The 16,408-nt window shown below is 68.6% G+C and carries 16 protein-coding genes, 1 tRNA gene and 1 pseudogene; 9 read left to right on the top strand and 9 right to left on the bottom strand.

Going from position 1 to position 16,408, the window contains the following annotated elements; translation table 11 throughout:
• The first annotated feature begins 54 nt into the window (after positions 1-54).
• Both BLQ50_RS14520 and BLQ50_RS14515 read left to right on the top strand, forming a co-directional pair.
• On the top strand, positions 55-855 hold the full coding sequence (locus tag BLQ50_RS14520) for a response regulator transcription factor (RefSeq protein ID WP_245701259.1): 801 nt from the start codon (positions 55-57) through the stop codon (positions 853-855).
• Positions 852-1,757 carry an alpha/beta fold hydrolase gene (locus tag BLQ50_RS14515; protein ID WP_093185103.1) on the top strand — a complete coding sequence of 302 codons (906 nt, stop codon included), beginning with the start codon at positions 852-854 and terminating at the stop codon, positions 1,755-1,757. Before BLQ50_RS14520 ends, BLQ50_RS14515 begins: the two co-directional genes overlap by 4 nt.
• A 44-nt stretch (positions 1,758-1,801) precedes the next feature.
• Here the strand turns inward: BLQ50_RS14515 and nth are convergent, their stop codons facing one another.
• Positions 1,802-2,524, bottom strand: a complete 723-nt coding sequence (gene nth, locus BLQ50_RS14510) for an endonuclease III (RefSeq protein WP_093185101.1) — start codon at positions 2,522-2,524, stop codon at positions 1,802-1,804.
• Between the two features lie 112 nt (positions 2,525-2,636).
• On the opposite strand from nth, the gene BLQ50_RS14505 reads away from it, so the two are divergent.
• Positions 2,637-3,047: a hypothetical protein gene (locus BLQ50_RS14505; RefSeq protein ID WP_139185843.1), complete on the top strand. Its 411-nt coding sequence runs from the start codon at positions 2,637-2,639 to the stop codon at positions 3,045-3,047.
• Between the two features lie 150 nt (positions 3,048-3,197).
• Positions 3,198-3,833 carry a Crp/Fnr family transcriptional regulator gene (locus BLQ50_RS14500; RefSeq protein WP_093185523.1) on the top strand — a complete coding sequence of 212 codons (636 nt, stop codon included), beginning with the start codon at positions 3,198-3,200 and terminating at the stop codon, positions 3,831-3,833.
• 94 nt (positions 3,834-3,927) lie between these two features.
• On the opposite strand, the gene BLQ50_RS14495 is transcribed toward BLQ50_RS14500, so the two are convergent.
• Positions 3,928-4,404, bottom strand: coding sequence for a RidA family protein (locus tag BLQ50_RS14495; protein WP_093185096.1), 477 nt, complete (start codon positions 4,402-4,404; stop codon positions 3,928-3,930).
• A complete protein-coding gene (sp36, locus tag BLQ50_RS14490; RefSeq protein ID WP_093185093.1) occupies positions 4,401-4,568 on the bottom strand; it encodes a Sp36 family protein in 168 nt (55 codons plus the stop codon). Before sp36 ends, BLQ50_RS14495 begins: the two co-directional genes overlap by 4 nt.
• A 121-nt stretch (positions 4,569-4,689) precedes the next feature.
• On the opposite strand from sp36, the gene BLQ50_RS14485 reads away from it, so the two are divergent.
• The 3 genes from BLQ50_RS14485 to BLQ50_RS14475 all read left to right on the top strand — a co-directional run bounded on the left by BLQ50_RS14485 (position 4,690) and on the right by BLQ50_RS14475 (position 8,137).
• Positions 4,690-6,993 carry a transglycosylase domain-containing protein gene (locus tag BLQ50_RS14485; protein ID WP_093185091.1) on the top strand — a complete coding sequence of 768 codons (2,304 nt, stop codon included), beginning with the start codon at positions 4,690-4,692 and terminating at the stop codon, positions 6,991-6,993.
• Complete coding sequence (locus tag BLQ50_RS14480) at positions 6,993-7,928, top strand: metallophosphoesterase (RefSeq protein WP_093185088.1); 936 nt, start codon at positions 6,993-6,995, stop codon at positions 7,926-7,928. Before BLQ50_RS14485 ends, BLQ50_RS14480 begins: the two co-directional genes overlap by 1 nt.
• Before the next feature lie 135 nt (positions 7,929-8,063).
• A tRNA-Pro gene (locus BLQ50_RS14475) sits at positions 8,064-8,137 on the top strand.
• A gap of 69 nt (positions 8,138-8,206) precedes the next feature.
• Here BLQ50_RS14475 and BLQ50_RS14470 read toward each other — a convergent pair.
• Positions 8,207-8,776 carry a TetR/AcrR family transcriptional regulator gene (locus BLQ50_RS14470; RefSeq protein WP_093185086.1) on the bottom strand — a complete coding sequence of 190 codons (570 nt, stop codon included), beginning with the start codon at positions 8,774-8,776 and terminating at the stop codon, positions 8,207-8,209.
• A gap of 53 nt (positions 8,777-8,829) precedes the next feature.
• Here BLQ50_RS14470 and BLQ50_RS14465 point away from each other — a divergent pair, with 53 nt between their 5' ends.
• Positions 8,830-10,305: an MFS transporter gene (locus tag BLQ50_RS14465; RefSeq protein WP_093185083.1), complete on the top strand. Its 1,476-nt coding sequence runs from the start codon at positions 8,830-8,832 to the stop codon at positions 10,303-10,305.
• Positions 10,306-10,368: 63 nt separating this feature from the next.
• Here BLQ50_RS14465 and BLQ50_RS14460 read toward each other — a convergent pair whose 3' ends face one another.
• The 5 genes from BLQ50_RS14460 to BLQ50_RS14440 form a co-directional block, all read right to left on the bottom strand.
• Positions 10,369-10,842 carry a hypothetical protein gene (locus BLQ50_RS14460; RefSeq protein ID WP_093185081.1) on the bottom strand — a complete coding sequence of 158 codons (474 nt, stop codon included), beginning with the start codon at positions 10,840-10,842 and terminating at the stop codon, positions 10,369-10,371.
• Between the two features lie 28 nt (positions 10,843-10,870).
• Positions 10,871-12,409: a leucyl aminopeptidase gene (locus tag BLQ50_RS14455; protein ID WP_093185078.1), complete on the bottom strand. Its 1,539-nt coding sequence runs from the start codon at positions 12,407-12,409 to the stop codon at positions 10,871-10,873.
• A 39-nt stretch (positions 12,410-12,448) separates the two neighbouring features.
• A complete protein-coding gene (locus tag BLQ50_RS14450; RefSeq protein ID WP_093185076.1) occupies positions 12,449-13,984 on the bottom strand; it encodes an AbgT family transporter in 1,536 nt (511 codons plus the stop codon).
• 57 nt (positions 13,985-14,041) lie between these two features.
• On the bottom strand, positions 14,042-14,425 hold the full coding sequence (locus tag BLQ50_RS14445) for an SHOCT domain-containing protein (RefSeq protein ID WP_093185073.1): 384 nt from the start codon (positions 14,423-14,425) through the stop codon (positions 14,042-14,044).
• A 207-nt stretch (positions 14,426-14,632) separates the two neighbouring features.
• Positions 14,633-16,051 (bottom strand): SLC13 family permease, encoded by a 1,419-nt coding sequence (locus BLQ50_RS14440; RefSeq protein ID WP_093185071.1) that lies wholly within the window; start codon positions 16,049-16,051, stop codon positions 14,633-14,635.
• Positions 16,052-16,182: 131 nt separating this feature from the next.
• On the opposite strand from BLQ50_RS14440, the pseudogene BLQ50_RS18870 reads away from it, so the two are divergent.
• Positions 16,183-16,408, top strand: a pseudogene (locus BLQ50_RS18870) (hypothetical protein); the annotation flags it as partial.

Genomic DNA, 16,408 nt, shown 5'->3' with positions numbered 1-16,408 from the left:
AGCATCTGTCTGGTCGCGGTACCGTGAGCGCCAGTCTGAGAGAAGGTGGGAATCGTGGCCGAGCTTTTGCTGCTGACACCCTCCGCAGGCGGGTCGGCGCAGGTCCTCCCGGCCTTGGGTCTGCTCACGCACCGCATCCGGGTCCTCCCGATGGAACCGTCCGCACTGGTCGACGCCCCTGATTCGGACGTCGTGCTGCTCGACGCCCGCCGCGACCTGGCCGGCGCGCGTACGACCTGCCGCCTGTTGCGCGCGACCGGCCTGACCGTGCCGTTGATCCTCATCCTCACCGAGGGTGGGCTCATGGTCGTCACGGCCGAGTGGGGCGCGGACGACCTCTTGCTCGAGAACGCGACTCCCGCCGAAGTCGAGGCGCGACTGCGGCTGGCCCGCGAGCGCAGCTCCCACAACGGATCGGGCGATCAGCCCGAGGAGATCTCCTCGGGCGAGCTGATGATCGATGCTTCCGGCTATACCGCCCGTCTGCGCGGGAACCCCCTTGACCTCACCTACAAGGAGTTCGAGCTCCTCAAGTACCTCGTGCAGCACCCTGGCCGGGTGTTCACCCGCGCGCAACTGCTCCAGGAGGTCTGGGGCTACGACTACTACGGGGGCACCCGGACCGTCGACGTCCACGTCCGGCGCCTGCGCGCGAAGCTCGGGCCGGAGTACGACCAGCTCATCGGCACGGTCCGCAACGTCGGTTACCGCTTCGACCCGCTCAAGGACCGCCGGGCTGCTCAGGCCGCTGAGGCTGTGGGGGCTGCCGCAGGCGTCGCGGCAACCGGTACGGGCGCGATCACGACCGACGGGCTGGGCGATGCCTCGACCGCTCCGGTAGGTTCGCCAGCGTGACAACTGATTTCACCGACGTTCTGATCCCTGGCGACTGGCACCACGAGTTCGTCCCGGCGAACGGTGCGCGGTTCCACGTCGCCCTGAGCGGCCCGTCCGACGCCTCCGCACCGCTGATCATGCTGCTGCACTCCTTCCCGCAGTTCTGGTGGGCCTGGCGCCACCAGATCACGGCGCTGGGCGAGGCCGGGTACCGGGTCGCGGCGATGGACCTGCGCGGGACCGGCGCGTCCGACAAACCGCCGCTCGGCTACGACCTGCCTACCCGCACCCGGGACGCGGCCGGGGTGATCCGCTCCCTGGGAGCGGACCGGGCGATCGTCGTCGGGCATGGCCTCGGCGGTGCGGTCGCCTGGTCGATGGCTGCCCTGCAGCCCGCGCTCACCGAGGCGGTCGCGGCCATCTCCTCCCCGCACCCGGCCCGGATGCACGTGCCGCTGCGCACGGCACTGACCCGCACTGCGCTGAGCCGTCTGGCCTACCTCCAGCTCCCCAACCTTCCCGAGCGCAGCCTCACCCAGGCGGGCCTGCTCGGTCAGATCCTGCGGACCCGTCCGGCATTCGTCTGGCCCGACGACGTCGTGGAGACCTACGCCAACGCGATGCGGGTGCCGTTCGCCGCGCACAGCGCCCTCGAGGCCGTCCGGTGGTACTCCCGCGCCATGCCGTCGGTCAGTGGCCGCCGCTTCCTCTCGGCTGTGCGGACCCCGGTCGCCATCCCCGCGCTGCAGATCCAGGGTGCCTTGGACACGATCGTGCGCCCAGCCCTGGCCGACGTCGACAGCTCCGCGCTGTGCCGGAACCTACGCTTCGAGATGGTCGCCGGGGCGGGCCACTTCCTCCCCGAAGAGGCACCCGAGATGGTGAACTCGCTCCTGTTGGACTGGCTCGGCTCGCTCTGAGCCCTCCCGGCTCGGCCGGCTGAACTGATCAGCCGGCGCACTGCTCAGCTGGTCTTGACCAGCGCGGCCGCGGCGACCGGGTCCATCTCCCCGATCCCCACCGAGGGGCACAGCCGGGCGATCGGGCAGGCCCCGCAGGCAGGCCGGCGGGCGAAGCAGACCCGGCGCCCGTGGAAGATCGTCCGGTGGGAGAACTGCGTCCATTCCTTGCGCTCGATGAGCGCGCCGACCTCGTGCTCGACCCGCACAGGGTCCTCGTTCACGGTCCAGCCCCACCGGCGCACCAGCCGCCCGAGGTGGGTGTCCACGGTGATCCCCGGAACACCGAAGGCATCACCGAGCACCACGTTGGCCGTCTTGCGGCCCACCCCGGGCAGGCTCACAAGCTCCTCGAGGGTGGTCGGCACCTGGCCGTCGTGGCGGTCGACGAGCGCCACGCCGATCCCGCCGAGGGCCCGCGCCTTGGGTCGGAAGAACCCGGTCGAGCGGATCGCCTCCTCCAGGTCGGACGGGTCTGCGGCGGCGTAGGCCTGCGCGTCGGGGTAGCGGGCAAACAGCGCTGGGGTGACCAGGTTGACCCTCTTGTCGGTGCACTGGGCGGACAGCACTGTCGCGACCAGGAGCTCAAGCGGCGTGGTGAAGTCCAGCTCGCAGTGGGCATCCGGGTAGACCTTCGCGAGCTCACGGTCGATCCGCCGGGCACGACGCACGAGCGCCACCTCGGGGGCGTCCCGCGCCGGGACGCTCGCGGTCTTGCCCGACCGCACCGCTCTTACCGCCTCCACTGCCGCCTCCACCTGCGCATGGTTGCTAAAGAAACCACGGACTGCTGCCGAAAAACATGGTACCGAAAAGGCATGTCGAGAGGGGTACCCCCACGTGACTCCCACACCACGGTCGATCCACGCGATGGGCGCCGACGACCTTCGCCTGGCCTGCGCGAGCCTGCGGCACGAGATCACCCAGATCGCGCACTGGCGCCGTCTGGTCCGAGCCCGACTCGACCTCACAGTAGCGCGCGCCGTGCTGCCTGATCGTCTGGGCCAGCACGCCGCAGCCCTCGGCACGAGCTCGCCGGCCGTCAGCCACAATGTCCTTATGGGCATCGCCCAGGCGCCCGGGGCTGCCATGCTGGTAACTGACCTGCCGCGGCTGCGCACAGCCGAGGAGTCCCTCGCAACGTACGAGGCCGCGGTCCGACGCGCTCTCATGATCGCCACCGACGCACTCGTGGAACGCCTGTGCCAGGACCCCGACTTCCGCGCCCTCCACCTCTCGGCCGCGCCCTAGCGCGGCGGTACGACCAACGGGGCCGTGCAATGTACCGTGAGTCAGCGCACATAAGGCAGACTGTGATGCGCTAGAACTCCAGCTACTCCGTGAAGGACGTTCCACGTGGACAACGACGATGTAGTGCTCTCCGCACCCCTTTTTGCCACCATGGAAGAGACCGAGACCCGCGCGCTCCTGGCCTCGATGACCAAGGTCGAGCTGGCGCGCGGCGATGTGCTCTTCACCGAGGGGCAGCCCGGTGACCGTCTCTACGTGATCCGTGAGGGCAAGATCAAGCTCGGCCGCAGCTCCGGTGACGGCCGCGAGAACCTCATCGCGGTGCTCGGCCCCGGCGAGATGTTCGGCGAGCTCTCCCTCTTCGACCCGGGCCCCCGGTCCCTCGGCGCGAGCGCCGTCTCCGACTCGGTCGTCTACGAGCTAGGCCACTCGGCCCTGGTCGCTGCGCTCGAGGAGAACCCCGGCGTGGCCAAGCACCTGCTCACCGCGTTGGCCCGCCGTCTGCGCCGCACCAACGAGGCCCTCGCCGACCTCGTGTTCTCCGACGTCCCCGGCCGGGTCGCCAAGGCGCTGCTCGACCTGTCCACCCGCTTCGGCGAGCAGGTCGACGAGGGCATCCGCGTCGCCCACGACCTCACCCAGGAGGAGCTCGCCCAGCTTGTCGGCGCGTCCCGGGAGACCGTGAACAAGGCCCTGGCCGACTTCGCCGGACGCGGCTGGGTCCGCCGCGAGGGACGCGCCGTCGTCCTCCTCGACATCGACCGTCTGGAACGCCGCGCCCGCTAGCCGCCCATTTTGCACATGAGAAGAGGCGGCGTACCCGATCCGGGTACGCCGCCTCTTCTCATGTGTGCGGAGCTTCCTGCCCGACGCCGCCGCGTCAGCCCTCTGCGACCTCGACGACCAGCTCGACCTCGACCGGAGAGTCCAGAGGCAGGACCGCGACCCCGACCGCACTGCGGGCGTGCACCCCGGCTGCTCCGAAGATCTCCTTGAGCACGAGGCTCGCGCCGTTGATCACTGCGGGCTGACCCGTGAACGACGGGTCGCTTGCCACGAAGCCGGTGACCTTGACGATCCGGGTGACCTTGTCGAGGGAACCGATCTCGGCCGCGACGGCCGCGAGGGCGTTGAGGACCGCCGTGCGGGCCAGGCCCGCGGCGACCTCGGTCGACACCAACCCCTCACCGTCGCCCACCTTTCCGGTGACGCCCAGGCGACCGTCGACGAAGGGCAGCTGGCCCGAGGTCCACACGTGTCGCCCGGTCCGCACGGCCGGGACGTAGGCGGCAACGGGTGCTGCCACGCCGGGCAGCACGATGCCGAGCTCCGCCAGGCGGGCCGCGATCGAGCTCATGCGCCCTCGCCCGTGGGCCGCTTGAGGTACGCCACGAGGCCGTTTCCGTCCGGGCCGGCCACGATCTGGACGAGCTCCCAGCCGTCCGATCCCCACATGTCGAGGATCTGCTTGGTCGCGTGAATCATGAGCGGAACTGTCGAGTACTCCCACGTCTGTGCCATGCCCTGAGGGTAGTACGTCGTGCTGCGCCCCGGCAGTCCCCGTCTCACGCTCACACAATCTACCCACCGTCACACCAGGTCCCGCCTGCCTTGTCACAAACCGCTCCCGTACTCTGTCTTCATGGAAAACTCTGCGCTCGGCGAGGACACACCGCTGTCTTCCGGGGCTCCGGCAACCCGTTCCCGGCACTCGGTCAACGTCTTCCAGGCGATGGCGCTGCTGCTGACCTTCGTCATGCTCGCCGGCGTCGGTGGGGTCCTCACCGCGGGACTGGTGATCCCCGTCGCCGCGGGAGCGAGCGCAGTCGCGAAGGGGACCACCCAGGCCTTCTACGACCTGCCGACCGACCTCGAGCCGGGGGCGCTCGCGGAGGCCTCCTACATCTACGCCAACGACGGCACGACGTTGCTCGCGACGTTCTACGTGGAGAACCGGGAGGTCGTTCCGCTCGCAAGCATCTCCCCTTACCTGCAGAACGCGGTGATCGCGACCGAGGACCGCCGGTTCTTCTCCCACGGCGGGATCGACCCCAAGGGCATGACCCGCGCCGCGGTGATGAACCAGATCAAGAAGGGCACCGGCCAGCAGGGCGCGTCGACCCTGACCCAGCAGTACGTCAAGAACGTGCTCATCGAGAAGGCCAACTCCGCCGGCGACAAGGCAGGCGTTGCCGAGGCCCAAGAAAGCACGATGGACCGCAAGCTGCGCGAGGCCAAGCTGGCGATCTCCCTCGAGAAGCGGATGAGCAAGGAAGACATCCTCGCCGGCTACCTCAACATCGCCCAGTTCGGGCTCAACGTCAACGGCGTCGAGGCCGCGGCCAAGCGGTACTTCGGCAAGTCGGCTGCGGACCTGTCCATCGTCGAGGCCGCCACGATCGCCGGGATCACCCAGCGCCCCACGGCCTTCGATCCCACGAACGACCCGGCCGCCTCTGAGCGCCGTCGCAATGTGGTGCTCGCCAACATGTACAAGGAGGGGTACATCACCAAGGAGGAGTACGAGACGGCTCGCGCGACCCCCCTGGTCGACACCCTCAACGTCCAGCCGATCAACCGAGGCTGCGTCGCGGCAGCCGGAGCGGCGTACTTCTGCGACTACGTCACCAAGGTGATCCTGCAGGACCCAGCCTTCGGCGACACCGAAACGGCGCGCAGGGATCTGCTCGAACGTGGTGGCCTGACGATCGTCACGACGATCGACCTGGGAAAGCAGGCCGTGGCCGACACCGAGCTGCGCACCGCGGTCCCCGTCGACGACCCGAACGGGATCGCCAACGCGATGGTCAGCGTCGAGCCCGGGACCGGGAAGATCCTCGCCATGGCGCAGAACCGCGACTTCTCGACCGCCGAGCCCGCTCCGGCCGGCTCGACCTTCGTCAACTACAACACCGATGCGAAGCACGGCGGGTCAAACGGCTTCCAGGCCGGGTCGACCTTCAAGGCCTTCGTGCTGGCCGAGTGGCTCCACTCGGGCCACACCCTCCGCGAGACGGTCAACGCGAGCCAGCAGACCTGGACGGCCGCCAACTTCACTGGCACACCCAAGTCGTGTATGAATCTCGCCGGGACCGACCCGTGGACGCCGCGCAACTCCGACGGCGTGGGCAAGGGCATGCGCACGGTGCTGCAGGCCACGGCGCTCTCGATCAACACGGCCTTCGCGTCGATGGAGAGCAAGCTCTCCCTGTGCAACATCGCCGAGATGGCCGACGCGGTCGGATTCCGGGCTGCGAACGGCGCCCCCGTCGAGACAGTGATGAGCATGGTTCTGGGAACGCAGTACACCACTCCGTTGTCCATGGCGAGCGCCTACGCGACCTTCGCCGCGGGCGGGACATACTGCGATCCCGTCGCGATCGCATCCGTGACGAACGCCGACGGCTCCGACCACGCGGTCCCCCAGGCCAACTGCAAGCCGGTCCTGGACACCGCAACGGTCAACGCCGTGAACTACGCGCTCCAGCAGGTGCTCTCCCCCCAGGGCGGCGCGAAGGCCTCGGTCCTGGCCAGCCACACGGCCGCAGGCAAAACAGGGACGACCAACGACAACGGCAGTGCGTGGTTCGTCGGCTACACCCCCGCGCTGTCGACCGCGTACTGGATGGGTAACCCCAACCGCAAGGTCCCGATGCAGCACATCACGATCGCAGGGAAGCCCTATTCCTACGTCTACGGCTCCTCGATCGCCGCCCCCACCTGGAAGCGGTACATGGACACGGTCCTGGAAGGCACGCCCGACATCGGCTTCCCGGACATCGCCGAAGCCCAGCTGGGCAAGCTGCCCGTGATCGTGCCCCCGGTCGACCCCAACGCGACCACAGCCCCGCCGGCCGACCCGGCGGCACCGCCGGCTGATCCTGCCGCGCCGCCGGCTGATGCATCCGGCCAGGGGAACCGCGGGAACCACGGGAACAACAACTGATGCCGCGTGCCCTGCTGACCGCACTGGGTCTCGGTGCGGCGGCCGGGGTCGGTGCGCTCGCCTGGGCCCACCTGGAGACCTCGATGTTCACCCTGCGTGAGGTGACCGTCCCCGTGCTCCCGCCGGGGCAACCGGACCTGCGGGTGCTGCACATCTCCGACCTGCACCTGACCCCGTCGCAGGAGTCGAAGATCGCCTGGGTCCGGTCCCTGGCAGACCTCCAGCCGGACCTCGTGGTCGACACCGGCGACAACATGGCGCACGTCGACGTGCTGCCCTTCCTCGAGTTCGCCCTCGCGCCGTTGCTCGAGTTCCCCGGGGCCTTCGTCATGGGGTCCAACGACTACTACGGGCCGTCCTTCAAGAACCCGACCCGCTACCTCCGGGTCGACGCCAGGGTGGCCCGGTCGGTCGAGCCCGTACCACTCCCAGCAGCAGAGCTTGCGGCGACCATGACCGCGGCGGGCTGGAAGGACCTCACCAACCGCCGCGACACCGTGATGGCCGACGGCCGCCGGATCTCCCTCGTCGGAGTCGACGACCCACACCTGGACCGGGACGAGTTCCCGGCCGCACTGTCCGGCGGGGCCGCGCCGTCGGGCCCGGCGATCGATCTGCACCTGGGTGTCACGCACGCCCCGTACACACGCGTCCTCGACCAGATGCACGACGACGGCTCCGACCTCATCCTTGCCGGGCACACCCACGGCGGGCAGCTCTGCGTGCCGTTCTACGGCGCCCTCGTGACGAACTGCGACCTCGACCGCAAGCGGGCCAAAGGCCTGCACGGCTGGCCCGGGCCGCGCCCGGACGCCCCCGGCGGGAACGGGTCGACCTGGATGCACGTGTGCGCCGGGCTGGGCACCTCTCCCTACGCCCCGGTCCGCTTCGCCTGTCGCCCCGAGGCGACGCTGCTCACTCTGACGGCGCGCTGACCCACCTGCGGCCCGCCGCTGACCTGCCGGGCGCACCGACACGGACCAGCCAGTTTCGTGTGGGGCCCGTTGTCCGCTATTCTGATCAGGCTCCAACACACACGTCGAAGTCATGGCGTGCGCGCTGAAGCAGCTCGGGGTGTGGCGCAGCTTGGTAGCGCGCGTCGTTCGGGACGACGAGGTCGCAGGTTCAAATCCTGTCACCCCGACGAGCTAATGAGAAGAACCCCCGGTCCTACGGACCGGGGGTTCTTCTCATTCAGGAGCGGGGGCTGGCGCTACGGCGCGACCATCTTGCAGGCAGCCAGGACGACGCCCTCGCGGCGGCGGGCCCGAATGTCGCTGTCGCCGCTGCCCTCGCTCGCGAACAGTCCGGGAGTCTGCTCCCAGCCCGTCGCGACCGCAAACAGCATCGTGATCAGGTCGTCCTCGTGCCAGCGAGGGTCGACGGCGCCGTCGGCCTGCGCCGCCGCGACCGTGTGCCCGTCGCGGCCCTGAAGTATGCGCTTGGCCGCTGCGATCGCATCCCCCTCCCCCTCCAACCGCGCCCAGGAGAGTATCCTGGCGTGCTCGGGGTGCGCGCTGACGTGGTCGAAGACTGCTCCGGCGAAGCCCGGAAGGTCTTCCGGGGTGAAGATGATGGCGTCGGCGAGCATGTCGATGTTCTCCTCGATCGTCGCCAGGAAGAGAGAACGCTTGTCCCCGAAGTAGGCGTAGAGCCGCTCCTTGTTGGCGTGCGCTGCCGCGGCGATACGGTCGACCCTCGCCCCGGCGAGCCCGTGCTCGGCGAACTCGATGCGCGCGGCATCGAGGATCCGCGCCTTGGTGGCCTTGCCGTCGATCCTCATGCTGTTATTCTAACCCAACCAACTAGTTCGTTCCGTAAAGGATTATCGACTTCATGACTTCAGCAGCACCTCTATCGCCCCTCGAGGCGGCCGATCACCCGGCCAACCACCCGCGCCGCTGGTGGCTCCTCGCCGTCATCTCTCTCACCCAGCTCATGGTCGTCCTCGACGGGACCATCGTGAACATCGCCCTCCCAGCCGCCCAGATCGACCTCGGCATGTCCGACGGCGACCGCACGTGGGTCGTCACCATCTACGCCCTCGCCTTCGGCTCCCTGCTGCTGCTCGGCGGGCGGATCGCCGACTACTGGGGCCGCAAGCGCACCTTCATGCTCGGCATGATCGGCTTCGCCGTCGCCTCCGGGATCGGCGGCCTCGCCACCTCGACCGAGATGCTGCTCGCCGCCCGCGGGCTGCAGGGCGCCTTCGCCGCCCTGCTGGCTCCCGCCGCGCTGGCGATCCTCACGATCACCTTCCCCTCGGGCAAGGACCGGATCAAGGCCTTCGCAGTCTTCGGCGCGATCGCCGGCGGAGGTGCCGCGATCGGCCTGCTCCTGGGCGGTGTGCTCACCGAATATGCCTCGTGGCACTGGTGCCTGCTCGTCAACATCCCGATCGCCGCGGTCGCGGTGATCGCCGGCTGGCCGCTCATCCGCGAGAGCCGCGCACACGGCGACACCCGCTACGACCTCCCCGGCACGATCCTCGTGGTCGCCGGGCTGGCGTCCCTCGTCTTCGGCTTCGCCCAGGCCGAGAACGGCTGGGTGCGCGCCGAGACGCTCGGCTTCCTCGCGCTCGGCGTCGTGCTGCTCCTCGTCTTCGTGTGGGTCGAGGCTCGCACGAACCACCCGCTGCTCCCGCTGCGGGTCGTGGCGCACAAGACCCGCGGCGGCGCGTTCCTGGTCGCCATGCTGGTCGGTGCCGCACTGCTCGGCGGCCTGCTGTTCCTGACGTTCTACTTCCAGATCGTCCTGGCCTACAGCCCGATCATGGCCGGCGTCGCCTCGCTGCCGATGACCGTGACCATCATGATCTGCGCGCCGATCCTGTCCAAGGTCCTCCCGCAGGTGGGCGCGCGTCTGCCGATGACCGTCGGGCCGATCATCGCGGCCGCAGGCCTGTTCTACCTGGCCACCTTCGTGACCGTGGACGGCAGCTACGCGACCCAGGTGCTGCCCGGCGTCATCATGCTCGGCATGGGCCTCGCGTGCCTCTTCGTGCCGCTGCAGAACGTCGCCCTGTCCGGGGTGGACGAGCACGACGCCGGCGTCGCGAGCGCCGCGGTCTCCTCCGCCCAGCAGATCGGCGGCTCGATCGGCACCGCGCTGATCACCGCGTTCTACGCCGCTGCGGTCACAACCTCGGTCGCCGCCGGCGCCGAGCCCCTCGAGGCGCTCGTGGACGGATACTCGGTGGCCTTCGTATGGGCTGGAGCGCTCATCCTGTGCGCTGCGCCGATCTCCTTCTTCCTCATCAAGGTGACCAAGAAGGACCTCCTCGACTCACCCGACGTCGTCCACATGGGCTGATCCAGCCCTTCCCAGTGCACGACGACGGCCCACCGGAAAAATCCGGTGGGCCGTCGTCGTGCCTCAGGAGCCGCTCAGGACCCAACCGGGCCTCGCGAGGTCCTTGATCTCAGCGGTGCCCAGATCACCCAGCACGACGGTGACCGGGGTCTCGCTGTCCACGCTCTCGGGCACCGCGACGTATGACGTCGACGGGACGAAGTCGGCAGTCGCCGGCTTCCCCGGGTATGCCTCGGCGATCACGACGGTCACGGTCTGGCCGTCTGCGGTCGCGCTCACGGCGATCCGCGGGTTGGTGCTGCTCCCGTACGTGAGGACCCAGATCTCGCCCTTGCGGTCCTTCGCCCATCCCGCTCCGGCGGCCGTATCGGCCGGAACCGAGACGCCGTCGGGCGGACCCGTGACGAAGAGCGAGGTGGCCGCACTGGTCTCGCTCGTGGAGGAGTCGTCCGGGTGGTCGCTCCCGCAGCCGGCGAGAGCGATCAGCGCGACCGCCACGCCGAGCGGTAGCAGCCGGGAGAGATGGTGTCGGTTCATCGTGGTCCTCCAGTTGTGTTGCGAGCTCTCAGGCGGTCGGCACGCGGAAGTTGAGTGCCAGGTCGATCAGCAGGCGCGCACCGAAGCCAGTCGCCCCGCGCGAACGCCACGAGTCGTCAGTGTCCGACTGCATCGTCCCCGCGATGTCGATGTGGGCCCACGGGATGCCATCGACGAACTCCGCGAGGAAGAGCGCCGCCGTCGTCGCACCAGCGAACTTGCCGCCCATGTTCGAGATATCGGCGATATCGGAGTTGAGCTGCTCGCGGTAACGGTGCTCGAGCGGCAGCTGCCAGATCCGCTCGTCGCTCGTGGCCGAGGCAGCACGTGCCTGGTCGATGAGGTCTTGGTTGTTGCCCAGGACCGCTGCCGTCGCCGACCCCAGCGCCACGAGGGCGGCGCCGGTCAGCGTCGCGATGTCGATGATCGCGTCCGGGGCTTCCTCGGCCGCGAGCACGAGCGCGTCGGACATGACCAGGCGGCCCTCGGCGTCGGTGTTCTTGACCTCGACGGTCGTCCCGTTGCGGATCGTGAGCACGTCGCCGAGCTTGGTGGCCGATCCCGAGGGCATGTTGTCGGTGCACATGAGGAAGGCGGTCACGGCCGTGGTGCAGCCGAGCCCGCGCAGCGCGGTCAGGGCCGCGAGCACCGCGGCCGCACCCGACATGTCCATCTTCATGGCCAGGTGCATCGGGTCGGACGGCTTGAGGCTGATGCCGCCGGAGTCGTACATGATGCCCTTGCCGACCAGCGCGAGCGTCCCGCTCGGGGCGAGCCGGACGCCGTCGGCATCGGTGGGTGTGTAGCGCAGCTGGATCATCCGCGGCTCGTCGGTCGACCCGGCGTTGACGCCGAGCAGCCCGCCGCAGCCCAGCTCGATGAGCTGCGCCTTGTCGAAGGTGGTCACCTCGACGCCGTGCTCAGGGCCGATCGCGAGGGCGAGGTCGCCCAGGTCTGCGGCGGTGAGGTGTCCGGGCGGGGTGTTCGCCAGGTCACGGGACAGCGACGCGGCGGCCGAGATGATCATCCCGCGCTCGGCGCCGGTGACGACCGCCTGGCGGTCGGTCGTGGCCACGATCTCCACGGACGTCAGCGCGACGTCCTTGGGTGCCGTCTTGAGCGCGTTGTAGCGGTAGCGCGCGAGCAGCGCACCCTCCACCACGACCTGCCCGACGACGTCGAGGGGCACCGCGGGCGCCTCCGGCAGCACGAGGGCGACCGTCTCGTAACGGGCGGCCGCGCGCGCAAACGCTGCTGCGACGTCGCGCAGGGCAGCCGCGTCGAGGGCATCGGCCTCGCCGATGCCCACGGCGACGACCGAGGTGGCGTCGTGGCGAGCCAGGACGAAGGTCTGACCGACCTTGCCCTCGAAGCCGACGTGGCCCAGCTCGGCCCAGTCCAGGCCAATCTCGGCGGGGATCGCGCCGCCGATCGCAACCGGGTACCCGGCGGCCTGGACGTCTGCGCCGACGGCCTCGACCACCGAGACCACGAGCCCCTCCAGGACCTCGCGCGAAGGGGCCGGGGAGAAGGTCTCCGGGATGAGCCTGTGCTGACCTGCGGTCATCGAATCGTCCTCACTGTGTTGACAAGGCTAAACAGATGTCTATGGGTGCGGGATGTCGCCGGGGCCGAAGGGCAGCCCGAGGCCGAACCAGGCCAGGAACAGCGCGGTCCAGGTGACGATGAGCACCGTGGAGTACGGCAGCATGAGCGAGACGATCGTGCCCACGCCGGCCTTGGGGCGGTACTTCTGGGCGAAGGTCACGATCAGCGCGAAGTACGGCATGAGCGGGGTGAGCGCGTTCATCGGGGAGTCGCCCACGCGGTAGGCGGCCAGCACGACGTCCGGGCCTACTCCCAGGTTCCAGAACAGCGGCACGAAGATCGGGGCGAGGATGGCCCAGGCGGGCAGCCCGCCCGGCATCACGACATCGACCAGGAGCACGATCGCGACGAAGCCGAGCAGCAGCCAGAAGCTCGACACGTTGGACTCCTCCAACGCGTCGGCCATGTTCACCGCGCCGACCGTGGCCAGGTTGGAGTAGTTGAAGTACGCGATGAACTGGCTGATGATCAGCAGCAGGAAGATCAGCCCGGCCAGGCCAGAGAACGTCTTGACGATCGGGTTGATGATGTCCGTCGAGCTCTTGATCGTCTTGGCACCGTAGCCGTAGGCGATACCTGTGGCCAGGAAGACCGCCATGACGACGAAGATGATCGCGCTGAGGAAGGAGCCCTTGAGGGGGGCTCCCGTCGGGAGGGCGAGCGCGAGCAGGACGAGCACGGAGACGATCATGGCGCGGAAGGCGAATTTCAGGCCGCGCTTCTCGTCGTCGTCGAGCGCGTCGGTGTGCTCGGGCGGGGCGCCTTCGTAGGCGCCCAGGCGCGGCTCGACAAACTTGTCGGTGATGATCGTGCAGACGATCGCCACGAAGAGGGTCGAGACGATGCCGAAGTAGAGGTTCGCGGTGACGTCCAGGGTCAGTGGGCTGACCGTGTGCAGTGCCTCGTTGGCGACCTCGGTCACCATCCCGTCGAAGGGCGTGATGAGGATGTTGACGCCGAATCCGGCGGCCACACCACCGAAGGCGGCCGCGAGGCCGGCAAGCGGGTGGCGGCCAAGGCTGTGGAAGATCGCCGCACCGAGCGGGATGAGCACGAGATAGCCGGCGTCGGTCGCGACCGAGGACAGCACACCGAGGAAGACCACCATGAAGGTGATCAGGCGGGGGTGGGTGAGGATCACCAGACGGCGGATCATCGCGGAGATGAGCCCGACCTCTTCGGCGAGACCCACACCGAGCATGGCGACGAGGATGACGCCGACCACGCCGAAGTTGTTGAAGTTGTCCACCGCCGAGGTGAAGATGAACTTGATGCCGTCCGCGTCGAGCAGGCTGCGCACCGAGACCGTGATCGTCTCGATCTCGTCGGTGACGATGTTCGCATTCTCGTACGTGACGCTCGCCCCGGTCCACGCAAAGATCTGCGAGCCCGCCATGACGATCCCGATGAGGACGACGAAGATGATCGCGGGGTGAGGAACCTTGTCCCCCACCGCCTCGACCCCGTCGAGCACAGCCTGCAGCGGGGATCTCTTTGCCTTGGACGTATCCGCGGCCACCGGAGTCTTAGACATCTCCGCTCCATTCGTTCTGTGCGAGCCGACGCAGTCAAGCCGGCGGGGACTGGTCAATCAGGATGCGTCGGCGAGCACCTTGGCCTTGAGCTGGGCGAACTCCGCCTCGGAGAGGACGCCGTCCTTGAGCAGCTGCGCCGCCTCGGCAAGCTCACCAGCCGCGTTGCGTCCGGCGGCGCGGCGGATGTAGTCCTGCACCTCGGCCTGTGCGTTGACCTGCGCCTTGGCCTGGTGCTCGGCCATGTCACGCGAGTGGATGATGAGGTAGACCAGGGCGGTCAGGAACGGCACGAAGACAAGGAAGAGGAACCAGACGGCCTTCCACAGCCCGCTGTGCTTGTCGTCACGGAAGATGTCGCGGACGACCGAGAGCAGGATGGAGAGGTAGGCGATGAATGCAAAGGCTACGAAGAGGAGCCAGAAGAAGTTCCAGAAGTTCACGAAGGACCGTCCTTTTCAAGGTGTGACAGGGCTCTGTTCAAATCGTCGTCAGACTACGTTGGGCGCCCTGGTACCCACGCCGTATGGCGTGATACTACGCACCCGATGGCGCGGAATTGACGCATTGGCCTCTCGTTATCGGCGAGTGTCACCGGCGCCACCTAGAAGTGCCGCTGGTGCGCCGTCTGGAAGCGCCTATGTCGTCGCCTAGAAGCGCCAGATGAGCGGGACCAAGAGGGTCGCGACGGCGACAAAGAACACCGCGAGCGGGAGCCCGAGCTTCCAGTAGTCGCTGAATCGGTACCCGCCCGGCCCCATCACCATCGTGTTGGCTGGCGTCGCCACCGGGGTCAGGAACGACGCCGCAGCGGCGACCGTCACAGCCATGAGCAGGGGCAGCGGGGAGATGCCGGCGTCGACCGCGACCGCGATCGCGATCGGGGCGATGATCAGGGCCGTCGCCATGTTGCTGATCAGCTGCCCCAGGACCACTGTGACGACCGCGATCCCCAGGACCAGCAGGTGGGGGCGTTCCGCGCCGATCACATCGATCAGGCCCGTCGCGATGGCGTCCGCGACGCCCGTCACCTCGATCGCGACCGAGAGCGGGATCATGCCGCCCACCAGCAACAACGTGGTCCATGAGACCGACCGGTGCGCCTCGGAGACGGTCAGGACCCGCAGCAGGACCATCGCGCAGGCAGCCAACAGCGCCGCGACCGATGCGGGAACCAGCCCCGTGGCGAGCAGCACGACCATGCCCAGCACGATCGCCAGCGCCGCCTTGGCCTTGGGGCCCATGGGCACCGCCTGGCGGCGGATCTTCTGCGGGGCGTCCACCACGATCACGTCCGAGTCGATCGTGTTGATGTCGAGCGCATCCCACGAGCCGCGCAGCAGCAGGGTGTCCCCAGCCACCAGGACGGTGCGGCCACGGTCCTCGCCGGCGCGCTGGATCGCCGCGATGACCAGGTCGCCGCTCTCTGTGACCATGCCCGGGAACACCGACTGCCCGATCAGGTCCGAGCGCGGAGCGACAACGACCTCGGTCGCGCCCGCCTCCCGGCTGATCAGGTCGATGTCCTTGGGCAAGGAGTACTGGAGCTCGAGGGTCCGGGCGTGCTGGCTCAGGTCACGCGGGATCGAGTCGGCCACCCGCTCGGGGAGCAGGCGCGGGCCGAAGAACACGACGATGAGGATCGTCCCGACGACGAGCGGGATCCCCACCAACGCGAACTCGAAGAACCCGAAAGACCGTTCACCGACCGACACCGCCATCTCCGAGACCAGCACGTTCACCGGCGTCCCGGTCATGACGAGCAGGGAGCCGGCATGTGCGCCGAAGGCGAGCGGGATGAGGAATCGCGACGGGCTGAGCTTGAGCCGGACGGCGGTCACCACCACCATCGGCAGCAGCGCCGCGACGGCACCGTTCACGCTGATCAGCGCGGTGACCAGGGCCACCAAGCCCATGATGAGCACAACCAGCTTGCGCCGGGAGTCCCCCGCCTTCTCGACCAGGTGCTGACCCGCCCACGCCGTCACCCCGGAGGCATCGAGCCCATCGCTGACCACAAAGAGTGCTGCGATGAACACGATCACCGGGTCGCCGAAGCCGGAGAACACCTGATTGAGGGCTCATCAGAGTTGCGGTGGGAGGAGCGTGACGCGCCGATGCGCACGGGGTCCGTGGTGACGTAGGTCGAGGCCCTCAGGATCAGTAGTGACTAAGCCACTGCTCCACGAGGACCTCGACGTTGACCAAGCCTACTGTGACCTGCTGCACCACGTCCGATTCGTACTGCTCGCGCTCGGACACGATCGTCGATCTGGACGGCGTCCATGTGGTTGCCGTCGTCCGCTCGGGCGGTGAACTGACGATGACTATCGAGACGCCCTGGGAGCGGCAAGGGTGCCGGCGGTGCGGGACGGTGGCCCTCAGTCATGGACGCCGGATCCGTCTCTTGCGGGACGTCCCGTGCT

It is taken from the genome of Sanguibacter gelidistatuariae (assembly GCF_900096585.1).
Lineage (GTDB): Bacteria > Actinomycetota > Actinomycetes > Actinomycetales > Cellulomonadaceae > Sanguibacter > Sanguibacter gelidistatuariae.
Note: the sequence above shows the minus strand (reverse complement) of the source record. Positions and strands in the feature narration are given on the sequence as shown.